We start from the raw sequence: 15,476 nt of genomic DNA on the forward strand, positions 1-15,476 counted from the left end.
GGGACAAAAGGGGCGTAACCTTTCGGGGCCGTCGTTCGTCTATATTTCAGGATTGCAAAGACTTGCGTAAGGGAGAAGATGACCGTATGGGGAAAAACAAATGGTTATTTGCGGCCGCCTGTGTGATAGGGCTTAGCGTAATGGCCGCACCTGGTCAGAGCAGCGCTGCAGAGCAGAGCGTAGCGGTTTCGCTGCCAAAGTTCGAAGTGAAGCTGAATGGAAATCAGGTTGAAAACGATTATCGTCAGTACCCGCTGCTGGTGTACAAGGATATAACGTACGTTCCTATGACATGGTACGATTCGAGGCTGCTCGGATTGGAAACGGGATGGTCGGCGCAGGACGGACTCAGCATCGCCAAGGGCAGCGTGACGTCGTCTTATGCAGCTTACGCAGCAGACCATAAAAACGCGGGCAGCGCCAGGGCAACGATCTCTTCCTTTGGGATTACGATCAACGGGAAAACCGTGGACAACGCCAAGGAGCCTTACCCGCTGCTAACCTTCCGCGATGTGACCTACTTCCCGCTGACATGGAAATTCGCGCATGAGGAGTTCGGCTGGGATTACGTCTGGGACCCGTCGGCAGGACTTGCGATTACCGCAGATAATCCCAAAGTCGAGAAGGTCAGCCTTCCGGCTGCCGCAGGCGGCAATAACGTGGCTTTGTTTAAAGGCTATTATTATTTTACCGAAACGGAAGGAACTACGGTTCAGGTTTACAGGGCGCCGGAACAGGATACCTCGAGCAAGCAGCGGGTGTATTCGTATAACGGAGAGTCGGTCTACGGCTTCAATAACTACTTGCAATTTTGGACGGCAAATGACGAGCTGTGGTTCTCCTACCATGTAGGAGGGGCTACCATGGGCTCCGACGTTTACTGCAAAGTAGGGGACGACGGCAAGGCGACGTTGGAGCACCGTGGCTACCTCGATTTTAAACCAACGACGAACGGCACCTTGATCATCCGTCAATCGGTACCGCCAGGAGGCAACAATCTGTCGCTGGCGCCAGCAGGGCAGGAAGACCGGAACGGCGGCAGCGTAGGGAAGCCCGACCTTATCTATGGATGGCACATTACGGATAACGGCGGCGGCAGAGGCTTCGCAGGGGACGATCGACGACGGTCATCGGAGACGAAGTCTATGTGATGGGCTCGTCGTATCCTGTAGAGAACGGGGCGAGCTTAAACCGGATTTACAAAATTAACTTGAACACCAACGAGACGACGGAAGTGACGTCCTTCGGGGTGAAGCATTTTAAAATCATCAATGAGAAGCTGTACTATGTAAAAGAGGAGGACGGACTCTTGTATGCCTCCAAGCCGGACGGCTCCGGCGGGCGGCCGGTATCCGATCGTCAAGCGGCCAATTGGTATGACGAGGTCGGCGGCAGCGTCTATTATACGGAAGCGGATGCGGCCGGAGGCTACCGTCTGTATAAAGCGGACCCTGCAGGCGCCGATACGCTTGTCGTCAAGGATACGCTGGAAAGCGTGCAGATCGTAAAAGACCGGATCGTCTGCAAGCTGGCGGCGGGAGGCGATTACGGGATCAAGGTGCTGGACGTCTCAGGCGCGCTCGAGGTGGCCGTTGCGGATCAGGCGGCTCATCTGTTCGCCTATGAAGATGCCATCGTGTTTGTTTCCGCCGAAGATCAATCGGTGAAAAGGCTGAAATAAGTGATTCGATCCATTCGCGGCTGCTTCGGCAGCCGTTTTTTTGTTCAGTCGCAAGATCCCTTTTTTTACCGCTTCTTATCCGTTACAATGTGGAAAAGACCCGCGGAGGCATAAAAGAAGCAATTTTTTTAATGAGAGGAGCGGTCGTATGCATTCCATTCCAAGGCCCCGTTTCGAAGATGTAGAGCATTATGCCAAGCTGTTCACGAATGCGGATTATTGGAGTCCTTACGTTCACATGGTATGTGAGCATCATCAGCTCGTTCCTTGCTCGGACATCAAGGCAGGCTTTCCCGGGACGAATCCTGTGTTCATCGTGGACGGCCGGTACGCGGTCAAGCTGTATACCGATTGGTTCAACGGTTATGCAAGCTATCCGACCGAGCTGGATTCGTACCGGCTCATAGCCATGAATCCGCAGCTGCCGGCTCCGGCGCTGATCGCTCACGGCAGCCTTTATCCGGAGGGGACGGAGTGGCACTGGCCATATATCGTGACCACAGTTATCCCGGGAGCAAGTCTCGGCGAAGCAGGAGAGCTTGTGTCCTGTGACGACCGGCGGGAGCTGGCCGGGTTTCTGGCGCAAGTGCTGCGTCAGGTGCACGCGCTGCCTGTGGAGTCATCCGCCGTTATGCGGCGGTCTTGGGACGCATTCGCCGCGTTTTTACAAGAGAGACGGCTTCATTGTCTGGACAACCATCGGAGATGGAAGTCGCTTCCGGACCATCTGATAGATCAGATCGAGGAATATCTGATTCCCTTGTCCGAGCTGATGGATGATGAGGGAGGCCCCTATATTTTGCATTGCGATTTAAACCGGGACCATGTGCTCGGAGCCTGGGAAGGAGTCCGGTGGACTCCTGCGGGAATTATCGATTTCGGCGACGCGAGAGCAGGGGACAGGCTGTATGAATTCGTGGCGCTTCATCTCGGTTTGTTCCGCTATGACAAGCGTCTGCTTGGGCGGTTTTTGACGCAGTACGGGGTGGAGGAGCATTGGAAGGACAACAGTCGTCTGGTACGGCGGCTGATGAATTATACGCTGCTGCATGAGTTCAATGTGCTCGATCAGCTGTGCGAAGCGCATCCTTCTGTAAGAGAGGCAGCCTCTTTACCGGAGCTGGCTGCGTGGATTTGGGACCTCGGTACGCCTTCGCCATCGCCTTCGTCGGACGATGGAGTCGTTGCTTGATTATGAGCTTGGAGAGGAAACGGGGGACGGTTCGATGATACCTATAATCGATGCGCATATCCATCTGGATCAATACGAGCAAGAGGAGAGGGAGCGTCTGCTAGCGTCTCTCGGCCCTGAAGTGAAGGGCTTGGTTGCAGTCTCCATGCATGAGGAATCGTGCCGGGCTCTCCTGGAGATAAAAAGGCGGACGGCGTATCTGCTGTTTCTGGCGTTCGGATTCCATCCGGAGCAAGCATTGTTCGGGAAGACGGAGGAGGAGCGGCTGTTCCAATGGATTCGCGACAACCGGCAGGAGATGGCCGCCATAGGCGAGGTCGGGCTCCCGTATTATGCCAGAGCTGCAGCGGAAGCGGCGGGGGAGCGGTTCGATCAGGGGCCGTACATCGCGCTGCTGGAGCGGTTCGTTCAGCTTGCGGCGGAGCTGGACAAGCCGATTGTGCTTCATGCGGTATACGAGGATGCGGACATCGCTTGCGATTTGTTGGATGCATACGGGGTGCAGCGGGCGCATTTTCATTGGTTCAAAGGCAGTGAGGACACGCTGCGGCGGATGGAAGCCAAAGGGCGTTTCATCTCGGTTACGCCGGATGTTGTCTACAGAGAACGGACCAGGCGGCTGGTGGAGCGTTATCCGCTCCGGCTTCTTATGGCCGAAACCGACGGCCCGTGGCCATTCGAGGGGCCGTTCCAAGGACAGTGGACTCACCCGGAGATGATCCGGCATTCGATTCGCGAAATAGCGGCTATCAAGCGGATGACCGAAGAAGAGGCCGGGAACATCCTCTACGAGAATACTCTGAGATTCTATGGAGGGACGGATTGAAAGGCGCGGTCGCGGCTGGCTGGATAGGAGCCGCCCGATTGTAGTAAAATGGAGTTACAATGACGGTAACTAAAAAGGAGATACGCCATGTGTCGTAATATTAAGACACTGTTCAACTTCGACCCTCCGGCCACGGAAGAGGAAATCCAAGCCGCTTCGCTCCAGTTCGTACGCAAGCTCTCCGGCTTCAACACGCCCTCGAAGGCGAATGAGGAGGCATTCGAGAGAGCCATCGGCGAGGTGGCGGAAGCTGCCCGCAAGCTGCTGGAATCGCTTGTAACCAATGCCGAGCCGCGCAACCGCGAGGTCGAAATCGAACGGGCACGCGAACGGAATATAAAAAGGTTCGGACCCCGACCCGAATCCAATAATGGATGATGATAGTAGCTGATAGAGCTGACTGCCGCAGAGCAGTCGGCTCTTTTTTTACCGGCGACAAAACCTGCGTTGGCTGCATAGCCGAGCTTTGCTAACGCAAAACGTTCAGTCCTCGTCCTCGAAGCACTCCGATAGGAGTTGAGTTGAGCTTGTTGAGATCCCTGTGAAACGGCAAGCAGCAGAAGGGCTTCATGGTGGTTTCCTTCTTCCAGCCTGGCAAAATCAATCGATGACGATCTGCCAACTGCATGTTGGTTTAGAAATCTTTGCTGCAAGGTATCGTTTTAAGCTGCCTAGCGGACTGTGGGTGGACTATCGGACAGGAAATCCGTTATTTGCTGGAATGGCGCTCTTTTGGAGGGGGATCGGACAGGGAGGCCGTTATTTGGCTATTTCTCCGGCAAAAACGGTGTATTTTGGCGAAATAAAGGATCTGTGGTCCGATCACTTTGCAAATTGATCTATATTTGGCAAAATAAAGGATCTGTAGTCCGATCGACTCAACCAATCTCTCCGGAATTGGCCTGCTCTTCAGATTTCCATACTGCGGTTTAGCATCGTCTTATTATTTAATTTTTCATAACGTATGGTAAATGGAGGAAAAGTGATGTAAAATGAAATTGTTCCATTAAATGATACTTTATTTCATCAAATGAAACCAAATGGAGTGATCATATGGATAATTACGTCATTCGTAAAGCGAAGGAAGACGATATCCCGGTTCTTTGTTCGCTGATGGAGCAGTTAAGCGGCAAACCGGTCTCGCCGGAAGATATGCTGAACCGGCTCCGTATGACCGAGAGCAGTTCCTCGGACACTCTTTTCGTATACGAAGAGGATGCGGAAGTACAGGCAGCGCTTGCTTTTCGAATTCGCGAGAACATCCGCGAGGTAAGCCGGTACGGCGAGATTTGTATCGTTGTCGTCGATTCAGCGTTCAAGCGGCGAGGCGTTGGAAAGCGTCTCATGTCCTTTGCCGAGCAGCTCGCTTTGGATCTGGGCTGTACTGGCACGTATCTGATCAGCGGATTCGGCCGAAAGGACGAGGCGCACCGGTTTTATTTGGATCTGGGCTATGAAATTACAGGCTATCGTTTCGTTAAATCCTTACTCCATGCGAAAAGGGGATGACCGAGTTGCCGATAAATTTTCAAGATGAGAAGAACCGTGGTACTTATGCTGCCCGCAAAGCCGATGACACATGGATTAACCGATTGCAGGAGCTCGTGGATGTAAGCAACCAGCATGTCGCAGATATCGGATGCGGCGGCGGAATTTATTCGAAGGCGATGGCGGATGAGGGAGCGAAGCGGGTCACAGGCGTCGATTTCTCGGAAAGCATCCTTGCGTCGGCCAAGGACAATTGCCGTAGCATGCCGAACGTTATGTTTGCTTATGGCGATGCATACGACACGGGGCTGGCGGGCGGAGAGTACGATGTCGTTCTGGAGCGGGCGCTCATTCACCATTTGGACGATCTTCCCGGATGCTTTATGGAAGCTTGCCGGCTGCTGCGGCCCGAGGGGACCATCATCGTTCAGGACAGAACCCCTGAAGATTGCCTTTTGCCAGGGAGCGCGACACACATAAGAGGATACTTCTTCTCGAAATATCCGGAGCTGGCACAGACGGAAATAGCGCGCAGACATACGGGGATGAAGGTCGGAGAAGCTTTGAGACAAGCCGGATTTGCCGGCATCGAGGAGCATTCGTTCTGGGAGACGAGAAAGGTTTATCCCGACATCGACAAATTAGCCGACGATTTGCTCCAACGGACCGGCCGATCGATCCTCCATGAGCTGAGCGACGTGCAGCTGGAAGAGTTGGTGGAGCATATCAAGGAGCAGCTACGAGATACACCCGCTCCCATGGTGGAAAAGGACCGCTGGACGATTTGGAAAGCCGTGAAGCCGGTTCATGACGAAGCCTAGCCTTGATCAATCTCTTGGATAATCTACGCTCATAATATCCATGAAAGGAACCTTGACGACGCCGCTCGGTTGGTCGATATGTACTTTACCTGTTCTGGAGTCCATTTTATCGATATGTCCGCGGACGGGTTCTTCCCAGCCCCAGACGGTCAATACGATTTCGGACTTTTCATAAAAAGCTTCCATGAGCTGGTTTCCTATCTCTTCCAGCACGAATTCATCTCGTGTCGGTCGTTTTGCTACTTTAGATTTAGCCAACAGTTATCCCTCTGATCTATAGTTAGTTGTTTTTCTATGCAGTTCAATCCCGCAAGCCTTATTGCCGGGAGTTAAACTCTTCAACACATTTGCGGCAAATGCAAGCTTTCCCTCTCTGGTCGGCCGGTATCCGATTGCGAAGCTCCAGCGGAACCTTGGTATGAAAGCACCAGCAGTCGCCGCTTTCTACCCTGCACAGATTGGCGCTGCCGCACATGGGGCATATACGCTCGTTCACATGTTGGATTTCGTTATCCAAGCGGTATTTCACCTCAGCATCGACAGGATGGATTTGAATATAAGGCGGGCTGCCTCGTCTACTAATGCTACAAGATAAAAGAACCGATGTAAACCACAGTTTACACGGTGTCTGCCAACGGCTTGTATCAGAGAGTGAGCCGGCCCCCGATGATGAACAAAGACGCCTCCAAAGCCACGGTACTCGTGGGCCGGACGCGTCTTTTTTCCATGCAGCCGTCTTTATTTATGCTTTCTGTTGTAGGCCTGATACTTGCGAATTCGTTTATACATCTTCTTGTTCTTTAAGTAGCGGAAGCCGCCTACCAGAGGTGTGCAATTGGCTTCAATCATCCAGACTCTGCCCTTTGCATCGACCCCGAGATCATATCCCCAAATATTCTGTGATTTGAATTCGCGAGTAAAGCCTTTGGAAGCTGTCAGAGAAAGATATTCCAAGTCCGACATCGTTTTCTTGACATCCTTGATATTGGATTGCTGGAGCGCTTCCTTCACGGTGGAGACATTCGCTCCTTGCTGCAAATTGGTGACAATGGACCCCTGTTTTCCGATCTTCCCATGCTTTCCGGTAATGACCCAATTACGGTCTCCATTCTTGCGCTGGACAATGTAACGGAAGTCTACCAGGCTGTCATTTACTTTGGCAAGAGGGATGCAATTTTGGATGAGAAACGGCCTCTTTCCCTTCAGTTTTCTTAACACTGGAATCAGCTGTTTTCCGGTAACGGTTTTCGTTGCATTTAGTGTGTGAACATTGTATTTTTTGTCACGAAGCTTGGATACTTTGATGATTCCTATACCCCCGGAGCCTACCACGGGTTTCAAGATGACCTCGTTATAGCGGCCCAGCATGCTCCGCAGGCTTTTCACGGACAGTTTGTGAGATTTAGGCAAAAACCTTCTCAATGACGGGTATTTCATCAACAGCTGATGTTTGTACCATTTATTCCTTTGCAATGGAGCTCCCACGGCAATCACACCTTATCTGTGTATTCCATTTACTATACGAATATCCTGGAGCAAACGATTTGGTCTATCACCCAAAAATAGGGAAAATAGGTACAAGACCACAGTACTTTTGAGGAGGAAGGAATACACTAGATTGACCAAAAGCAAAGGGGTCGCATCGAGGGATGCAAGGCCTCTTTCTTGAAGCTTACACGAAGGGGGTGAAAAATGTTGGAGCCACTCCTCACTCTTCATGAAATTTTCGGCTCAAAATATATCGTCAATGGCAGAGCCTCGTATCATAACAGCCAGTGGCTTCCCGGTCAGATTAGCCAGGATTCCACTTCAGGAAGTTTATTGGCGGTGGCGGGGAAGGTCCCCATTATTTGCCACGAGGATGTAAGCCGGGCCTCCTGTTTAATGCTGCTGGAAGCGGCAGGACTTCAAGTTGGGAGCAATCTGCTGACTTACGAGGATGAAGAGAGCTACTATGAATTATTGCAATATCAGCAAAGCAAAGGGAGTAACCTGGTATTCAATTACGCCCATCTTCCCGGCGAGTTTGATGAGAAACAATATTGGATTGATAAAGAGTTATTGCTATTTCTGAATAACAAGAGCAATTTGGAGGAGCTCGTTTCCCAACCGTACGTCCCGAAGCGGAGGATTTTGCCGATAGACCATCTGGTGGAGAGCGATACTATGCCGTTCGATTTTCCTTATGTCGTCAAGGCGGCTACCGATGAGCCTAACGGTGGGGGACTGGAGGTCGTCATTTGTAAAACCCTGGAAGATCTTCAGCGGGCAAGGGAGCTGTTCCGCTTCTGCTCCTTTGTTGTTGTAGAAGAGTTTCTTAAGGTGAAACGAAATTTCTGTGTCCAGTTCGCACACACTTACACCGGAGATACGGTGTACCTTGGTTCTGCGGAGCAAGTGATCACGGAGGAAGGGAAATATCTCGGCAATTGGATCGATATGCACGACCAGCCTCCGGAAGAAGCGATCGAGCTGTGCCGACAAGTTATGGAGAAGGCGGCTTCCCTTGGATACGTGGGATTTGCCGGAATCGATATCGTATTTACGGAAGATAACCGTATGTTCATTATCGATTTAAATTTTAGACAAAACGGTTCTACTATGGCGCTTCTTTTTAAGGATAGTATTGCGGAGCTGTTGGACGCCACCGTGCTGAAATTAGGGAAATGGAAAATCAACTCCACGTTTCATGCGTTTCGATTGTTGACCGAGACTCTGATCAGAGAAAACATGATGATCCCGTTTTGCATCTACAACCCGACAAATCAAACGGACGACAATCCTATCTTCGTATACGGTGTCCTGCTGGGACGATCCAAAGAAGAGATCATGGAAGTCGAACGGCAGATACATGAAATGGGCTTTAGGTAATGCTGCTTTAGTTGCTAGAGGCTGGACGGAGACGTTCAGTCTTTTTTTATTTTGGATAGGGAAGGAGGTATTTGTAATACAGCGCAAGAAAATTTGGTGCTCTTACTTAAACCGTATGTTTGGTATACTGTTCTAGGGAAAAATTTACATATTGCTTCTTGAGCTTGGTAAGGAGCCGCGAGCGGTTCAGATCATGGAAGGACGGTGGACGAAATGAAGACAATGAAGGAAAAGGTACTTGAAGCCTACGATAAGCTGGCAAAAGACTACGAAAAGCACGTGGACACCAAGAGCGGACATAACGCTTATTATGAGCGTCCTGCCATGATGAAGCTGATGCCAAAGGATATGAATGAGCTTGCTGTTCTTGATGCGGGCTGTGCTGCCGGCTGGTATACCGAACAATTGGTTCAGCTTGGAGCTCGAGTTACGGCTATCGATTTGAGTTCGGAGATGGTAGATGCCTGTAAAAGGAGAGTCGGCAATAAAGCGGAAGTACTCCAGTGTGATCTCTCGGGACCTCTCCCGTTCAAAGACGAGACGTTTGATCTCATTGTCAGTTCGTTAACGCTTCATTACATCGGGGATTGGGAGCCGACCTTTCGCGAATTCCACCGTGTCTTGAAGCCTGACGGAGCTCTCGTTTACTCTGTGCATCATCCCTTTATGGACTTTAAACTGTTCGATAGACCGGATTACTTCGCCCACGAATTACTATCGGAAGTATGGAACAAAAAGGAGGCCGGTCAGGTCGAGGTCACATTTTACAGGAGGTCGCTCCAGGATATTGTTAATGTCACATCGGGGCAGTTCCGGATTGAGCGAATCGTAGAACCGCAGCCAAGCAGCGAGTATAAGGACAAGCCCGAAGCCATGGATTGGTATAAGCGATGGTTCGAGTATCTTTCCACAAACCCTCATTTTCTTATTGTTAAAGCGCGGAAATAGTATATTTTTCAAAAAAATATTGACTCAATACGATATATCGTAATATTATAACGATATATCGTATTGAGGAGTGATCATACATGAGATTTTATCAAGATCGTCATAAAGAACGTAGACGTTTTGGTCGTGAGTACGCATTTCAGGAGATGTTTTTGAGGCACCGTCATGGCGGTTCGCGGGGGGGCTTTGGCGAACGGGGCGAAGGGAGACGGCGTTTTTTTGAGCGCGGGGAGTTCAAATTCGCTCTGCTTGAGCTGCTCGCTTCCGAGCCTATGCACGGCTATCAGCTGATCAAGGCGATGGAGGACAAAACCGGCGGCTTGTATTCGCCGAGCGCAGGCTCCATCTACCCGAATTTGCAGCTGCTCGACGACATGAAGCTAATAAGCTACAGCGAGACCGACGGTAAGAAGCTGTACCATATTACGGATGAGGGACGAGAGGCTCTTCGCGAAAGGGAAGAGGCGGCGAAGCAACGGACAGAAGGCCGTTGGGAGCGTCACGGACGGTACCGGCAGCTTGACGGCAGATCCGGGAAGATGGCTTTGCGCAGCTTTATAAAGGAGAAGTCCGATCTCATTTATTTGATGGCGAGAGCAGCGGAGGCGGCACAGGCCAACCCTGCATCCGAACAGGCAGCCAAATATCATGAGCTGTTGGCCCAATTTCAAAACGGCTTGAATGATTTTTTGTCTGCCGCCCCCGATTCCCATTCCGCCTCAGATGAAACCGTGACGCCGTTACCGGAAGAAAACGACTTGACGACGGACGACAAGAAAGATGGCGAATAAGGCGCTGAATAAGGAAATATAAGGAGATCATCGGCTAATGCAAGGATATAACGTGATAATGATCTACAATAAAGAGTTGGACCGGCTGCTTATGTGCCGACGATTAAAGGATCCTTATAAAGGATTAAGCAATTTGGTCGGCGGCAAAATCGAGAGCGGCGAAACGGGGATGGAAGCCGCCTACCGGGAACTGTTCGAGGAAACGGGCATTTCCCGGAAGGATGTTCATTTGCATCATATCATGGATTTTAAATATTATTTGCAGCATTGCTATGTGGAAGTGTATGCCGGCAAACTGCAGCATGACGTCCCGGTATCCGGAGATGAAAATGAACTGTACTGGTCGGATTTGAATCAAGATTTTTTTGACATGACTAGGTATGCCGGTGAAGGAAATATAGGACATATGCTTGAACAAGTGAAGCTGAGCGGCATTCTAACGGATCCGACACTTACGGTCAACTAGAGACACTGCACGAGGCTGCCGGGATCCGGCAGCCTCGATGTGCTGCATAGGTACTTTCCTTGATTTTGTGCGTAATCTCAGGGACAAAATGTAATGTCGGTATTGGACCACTCCCTATCATAATACTCTCATTATTCTCTCAAAAAAACGAAATTGTATCATATCGTATGGCGTATAATGTTTTCAACTGATACTCTGAAGGAGTCGGTAGCCGATGGTGTCAAACAAGGAGATGCTACGATCGGATAGAGCTTATTTTGTCGGGCGGGCACAAGAATTGGATATCATGCATAAACACGCAGAAGGCGGTTTTGTGTGGCGGTGGCTTCATATTTTCGGTCAAAGCGGCATGGGGAAATCGACCCTTCTGCGCCGGTTCCTGTCAGAAACGGAGGAGGGCCGCTGTTATTATATTGATGGAAGCAAAGTCATTCAGCAGAAAGAAACCATTCTGGATCAATTAGCGGTACAGCTTGTGAAAGCCGGAGTAATAAATAAAATACAGCATTGCGATTCAGACTTAATTGCTCAATGCATAAACCGGCTTTCACGTTCATTACGCGGCCATATAGTCCTCTTAATCGATTCATTCGATGATCGGCATGCAATAGAGCATTGGTTCCTGCAATGGATCAACACATTGGATGTATCGATCCGTATCGTCACGATCGGTCGAAACACTCTCACGGGAGGCTGGCTTCGTTCCGGCTGGGTGGATTCCACTCATACGATTCAATTGCAGGCGCTATCTGCTATTGAGGTGGAACGATATGCCAAGCTGAGGGGAATATCCAAACCGGCTGATCAAACCAAGCTTTTCCGATTTTCCAGAGGGATACCGCTTGCCATGGTCTTAGCTGCAGAAACGATACTCAAAGGCGGTACATCCATGCAGTTCGATCGAGAGGAAACCTATCGTCTCGTTTCGGTATTGATGCAGGAATTGCTTCGAGGGTTACCGGCATACATGCAGCGGATTCTTGAAGCCGCTTCCGTTTATTGGCGTTTTAATGAAGAGAGACTCTCCGTAATATTGGAAACGGATCTGGAGCCGGATTCATTCCGGCAGTTTGTCAGCATGCCGTTCGTCATGATGAAGGAAGACGGCTGGATGCTTCATGACGCTGTAAGAGCATGGATGCTGGAGGATTTCGCCCTTCGGAAACCAATCGCTTACGAAACTATGCGGCGCAATGCGCTGCAGCAAATTCGCAGTGAAGAACGACTGCATCCGGAACGGCGGTTCGAGCTGCAAATTGATAAAATGAGCCTCCACGAGAACCCGATCGTTCGGGCAATCTGTTACTCAGGACATCCGGACGGCGAGATCGAGTTACGCCCATGCCGGGAATGTGACTTGCCTGTTCTGCGCAGTCTCTATATCCAATTTTATCGATACTCGTCACCTGTAACTGAAGAAGAGCTGCCAATGCTAAATCTGCTGCAGGATATTTGGGCAGCTGATCCTGCTTCCTTCGTTACAATATGGAAAGAGGATGAACTTATTGCCTTTTTCGGGGAAGTTCCATTACATGACAGGATGCTCAAAGTGCTGTGCAAGGAACCTTTGCTCAAACCTTTCTTAAATGGTTGGGAGCCCATTCCTAATGCATATTTATTCGCTCTCATTGGAATTAAACCGGAGCTCGAGGGAACCACCCGCGCTTATATTATCAATACACTGATGAAGCACTTTACGCGCGCCGAGTGGATCTTGGATTTTACTTGCTTGAAGGAATGGTTTCCTGTATTTGAGCTTTGCGGATTCGAACGAGTCCCTTGGGCAGACTCAGCTTCCTCTATGGGAACGGAGTATCGTGCGTTTGTCCTTGATCTTAGACAAGAAGATTTTGTTGCAAAGCTCGACCGTTCCGTAAACCGGGGTACTAATGCGCAAGCTTCGGCGCCACCGTCAACCAAGCAGGACATTCAGGAACTTAAAAACGTCTTAAAGCATTGGTCCCTTCTCACGAGAAATCCGGCACTATCTCAATCGTATGCTCGTTTATTTCCTCATCGTGTTATGAAAGGCTTATCCGCTGAGGAGGCCGGCTATGCTGTACAAAGGGACTTGGAGGAGGCAATCCGTGGACTGGCGGAAGGCGATGAAAATGAGGAGATGCTCGGTAAACTGTTATCCAGTCTCTATTTAGAGAGAATTAGGCCGCACGAACGTGTGGCCAAACAATTGAATGTGTCGACAGCCACTTATTATAGACACTTAAATAAGGCTTTGGATTTGCTATACCAGTCATTAGAAAGCGGGGGAAAGGTTAATGAAAAGGAGCATCCCCGGAGGATGTCATAATGAAATGATGCACTACGGCAAGTAAAGCAGACCCGGTGCATCTGAAGCATTAAGCGAAACGCCCCCGTTAAAGGTGCAAAAAGCATCAGCTTGGTGTGCAGTTCATTCCCGTATCTTTTTGAACAAGGAGGGACCCATCATGACAACCAAGAGGTTTTCTCGATCCCTGAAAATTATCGTGTGCGCATTTCTCTTGTTAACGCTGATTCCGCAAGCTCTCTTTTCTGCTGAAAAGACTATAAACATCTACTTTAACGGAGAGCTGCTCTATTTTGACAATGCTCAGCCGGTATTGAAGGACGGAAGGACGCTCGTGCCCTTTCGCAAGCTTTTCGAAACATTGGGATTTGCGGTAAAATGGGTCGACACCGGCAGCCTGCGGCAGGCGATTGGAACAAAAGACGGCCTCGAAATCGAGCTAACCATTAACGATAACAACGCGAAAGTAAATGGCAAGAGCATTCTCTTGGATGTACCGGCGCAAATGATTCAAGACAGCACGATGGTACCGCTTCGCTTCGTATCGGAGAACAGCGGTTTTCAGGTCACTTTTACCGACAGCAGCAGCGCTTCGGAGATTCAAATCCGACCCGCAGGTGCAGCGGATGAGGCTCCGGCCCCGGCTCCTAACACCGATGATGTCGAGCCTTACGTAGTCAAAGGCCGTGTTGTTGATACACAAGGCCGCCCGATCCAGGGTGCAGAAGTATTTGCGGATAACCAGCTGCTCTATAACAGCAACTTAAACGCGGTTACCGATGCGAACGGTTACTATCGAATCGATCTGCCGCTCTTAGCCACCACTTGGAGGATGGGCGGTTCTCACAGCGTAAATTCGTACAAAATCGATTTGACGCCTGAGGTCGATGCGGCTTTTGCAGGAAATACAGGGGCTATTCGTAATTTTACCTTGCAGGCGGAAACCGTTTATGGAGAGCTCTATCTTTACATTGCCTTAGACGATTTCGTTAAAGGTTATATGGAAAATAATGTAGAGCTAACTCTTACTCCTATCGATTCACCCATGGGCGGCAGCGGCCAGGTCATTACCAAATACGGCTACAATTTTCCGGGCGGGTTCGGTATGAATGATGTGCCGCTCGGCAAGTACAAGGTGACCGCCCGATATGCTCCTCCCGGCGAGAAGCCGGTACAAATGCTTGTAAGTGTTCGAAACAAAGGAAAGTACGCCGATAGCGTAGAATTCGAATTCAGTCCTCTCGTGCCAGGGATTTATCAAGCCGAGATTGAAGTAAAAATGCCGTAAGTACGGTTATGAGTGACGAAACCGAATGTACAAAAATAACATAGACAGGAAGTTATGTTTCACAAAGAGAGGCTAGTACCGTCCCTTAGGACGTTACTAGCCTCTTTTTTGTATCGAGGGGCTAATTTAAGGGTATGCGCCGAATGGGTCTTTTTCACCGAATTCGCTCGAGTTCCTGTTGCAACGATTTTCTGGAAATAAAAAGGAATTATTTAACATCGGGCGTATTGTATATAGGTAATCCTTTTTATGGAAGAAAGATATTATCCTAAGGAGACGGGCATCATGAAAATTAACGCCCAAGGCGTGTCAGAGGTTGTATTGGAAGTGAAGGATATGGATCGGGCGATCGATTTCTGGTCCGGCCAGCTGGGGTTTCCCATCGTTCAACAATGGGGGTATAGCGAGGGGCAATTTACGGAGGATGCGGGAACCATTTGGGCGACATGGCTGTATGTAGGCGGGCCTACAAGATTAGGCTTATGGCTGCCGAGGGATTTTGATCAGCAGCAGCTAGCGGAGAAGGCTTCCTCCATCTCTTCATGGAACGGGCTTTTTGACGAGGGAGGTATTCATGTTCATTTGGCGTTATACGTTGGCATCGATGAAATGGAGAAGTCGATTCAAGTGCTTAAGAGTAATGAAATTAATATGAAAATAATAGAAAGGGGAAGTCACCGAAGGGTTTATTTTAAAGACACGGAAGAGAATGTGATCGAGTTGTACACTTTATCTATGAAAGAGGATTATGAATACAGGCTGGAGCAAGGGTTATTGAAGTGAGCAACCGTTCGTTAAACATAGGAGGCGATCGTTA

The 15,476-nt window shown here is 49.8% G+C and carries 18 protein-coding genes and 1 pseudogene; 16 read left to right on the forward strand and 3 right to left on the reverse strand.

Annotation, left to right across the window (positions count from 1 at the left end; translation table 11 throughout):
- Positions 1–86 precede the first annotated feature (86 nt).
- The 8 genes from DVH26_RS08625 (at position 87) to DVH26_RS08660 (ending at position 6,008) form a co-directional block, all read left to right on the forward strand.
- A complete protein-coding gene (locus DVH26_RS08625) occupies positions 87–1,151 on the forward strand; it encodes a hypothetical protein (protein WP_239633231.1) in 1,065 nt (354 codons plus the stop codon).
- Positions 1,151–1,681, forward strand: coding sequence for a DUF5050 domain-containing protein (locus tag DVH26_RS08630; RefSeq protein WP_239635318.1), 531 nt, complete (start codon positions 1,151–1,153; stop codon positions 1,679–1,681). The genes DVH26_RS08625 and DVH26_RS08630 overlap by 1 nt, the downstream gene beginning before the upstream one ends.
- 148 nt (positions 1,682–1,829) lie before the next feature.
- Positions 1,830–2,873: a phosphotransferase family protein gene (locus DVH26_RS08635; protein ID WP_239633233.1), complete on the forward strand. Its 1,044-nt coding sequence runs from the start codon at positions 1,830–1,832 to the stop codon at positions 2,871–2,873.
- Between the two features lie 34 nt (positions 2,874–2,907).
- Positions 2,908–3,699 (forward strand): TatD family hydrolase, encoded by a 792-nt coding sequence (locus tag DVH26_RS08640; RefSeq protein ID WP_239633235.1) that lies wholly within the window; start codon positions 2,908–2,910, stop codon positions 3,697–3,699.
- Between the two features lie 87 nt (positions 3,700–3,786).
- Complete coding sequence (locus DVH26_RS08645; protein ID WP_239633237.1) at positions 3,787–4,077, forward strand: DUF2277 domain-containing protein; 291 nt, start codon at positions 3,787–3,789, stop codon at positions 4,075–4,077.
- A 163-nt stretch (positions 4,078–4,240) separates the two neighbouring features.
- A complete protein-coding gene (locus DVH26_RS08650; RefSeq protein WP_239633239.1) occupies positions 4,241–4,537 on the forward strand; it encodes a hypothetical protein in 297 nt (98 codons plus the stop codon).
- A 215-nt stretch (positions 4,538–4,752) separates the two neighbouring features.
- The gene (locus tag DVH26_RS08655; RefSeq protein ID WP_239633241.1) at positions 4,753–5,208 is read left to right on the forward strand and encodes a GNAT family N-acetyltransferase; all 456 of its coding nucleotides are present in this window, start codon (positions 4,753–4,755) and stop codon (positions 5,206–5,208) included.
- A gap of 5 nt (positions 5,209–5,213) precedes the next feature.
- Positions 5,214–6,008 (forward strand): class I SAM-dependent methyltransferase, encoded by a 795-nt coding sequence (locus tag DVH26_RS08660; protein ID WP_239633244.1) that lies wholly within the window; start codon positions 5,214–5,216, stop codon positions 6,006–6,008.
- Positions 6,009–6,014: 6 nt separating this feature from the next.
- Here DVH26_RS08660 and DVH26_RS08665 read toward each other — a convergent pair whose 3' ends face one another.
- The 3 genes from DVH26_RS08665 to DVH26_RS08670 form a co-directional block, all read right to left on the reverse strand.
- Complete coding sequence (locus DVH26_RS08665; protein WP_239633246.1) at positions 6,015–6,266, reverse strand: YolD-like family protein; 252 nt, start codon at positions 6,264–6,266, stop codon at positions 6,015–6,017.
- Positions 6,267–6,324: 58 nt separating this feature from the next.
- The gene (locus tag DVH26_RS37230) at positions 6,325–6,483 is read right to left on the reverse strand and encodes a cysteine-rich CWC family protein (RefSeq protein ID WP_481857600.1); all 159 of its coding nucleotides are present in this window, start codon (positions 6,481–6,483) and stop codon (positions 6,325–6,327) included.
- A gap of 263 nt (positions 6,484–6,746) precedes the next feature.
- Positions 6,747–7,445 carry a YheC/YheD family protein gene (locus DVH26_RS08670; protein ID WP_239635319.1) on the reverse strand — a complete coding sequence of 233 codons (699 nt, stop codon included), beginning with the start codon at positions 7,443–7,445 and terminating at the stop codon, positions 6,747–6,749.
- A 255-nt stretch (positions 7,446–7,700) separates the two neighbouring features.
- Here DVH26_RS08670 and DVH26_RS08675 point away from each other — a divergent pair, with 255 nt between their 5' ends.
- From DVH26_RS08675 to DVH26_RS08705, 8 genes and pseudogenes are all read left to right on the forward strand, one after another.
- Complete coding sequence (locus DVH26_RS08675; protein ID WP_239633248.1) at positions 7,701–8,879, forward strand: ATP-grasp domain-containing protein; 1,179 nt, start codon at positions 7,701–7,703, stop codon at positions 8,877–8,879.
- Between the two features lie 222 nt (positions 8,880–9,101).
- Entirely contained in the window at positions 9,102–9,827 is a 726-nt protein-coding gene (locus tag DVH26_RS08680) for a class I SAM-dependent methyltransferase (RefSeq protein ID WP_239635320.1), read from the forward strand.
- An 80-nt stretch (positions 9,828–9,907) separates the two neighbouring features.
- Positions 9,908–10,618, forward strand: a complete 711-nt coding sequence (locus DVH26_RS08685; RefSeq protein ID WP_239633250.1) for a PadR family transcriptional regulator — start codon at positions 9,908–9,910, stop codon at positions 10,616–10,618.
- Positions 10,619–10,655: 37 nt separating this feature from the next.
- Positions 10,656–11,084, forward strand: coding sequence for an NUDIX hydrolase (locus DVH26_RS08690; RefSeq protein ID WP_239633252.1), 429 nt, complete (start codon positions 10,656–10,658; stop codon positions 11,082–11,084).
- A gap of 349 nt (positions 11,085–11,433) precedes the next feature.
- Positions 11,434–11,625: pseudogene (locus tag DVH26_RS37235) on the forward strand (hypothetical protein); the annotation flags it as partial.
- A 426-nt stretch (positions 11,626–12,051) separates the two neighbouring features.
- Positions 12,052–13,392 (forward strand): hypothetical protein, encoded by a 1,341-nt coding sequence (locus DVH26_RS08695; RefSeq protein WP_239633254.1) that lies wholly within the window; start codon positions 12,052–12,054, stop codon positions 13,390–13,392.
- Positions 13,393–13,531: 139 nt separating this feature from the next.
- Positions 13,532–14,659, forward strand: coding sequence for a stalk domain-containing protein (locus DVH26_RS08700; RefSeq protein ID WP_239633256.1), 1,128 nt, complete (start codon positions 13,532–13,534; stop codon positions 14,657–14,659).
- Between the two features lie 285 nt (positions 14,660–14,944).
- Positions 14,945–15,442: a VOC family protein gene (locus DVH26_RS08705; protein WP_239633258.1), complete on the forward strand. Its 498-nt coding sequence runs from the start codon at positions 14,945–14,947 to the stop codon at positions 15,440–15,442.
- Positions 15,443–15,476: the final 34 nt, after the last annotated feature.

This window comes from Paenibacillus sp. H1-7, from assembly GCF_022354825.1.
In the GTDB taxonomy this organism is placed as follows: Bacteria; Bacillota; Bacilli; order Paenibacillales; family NBRC-103111; genus Paenibacillus_S.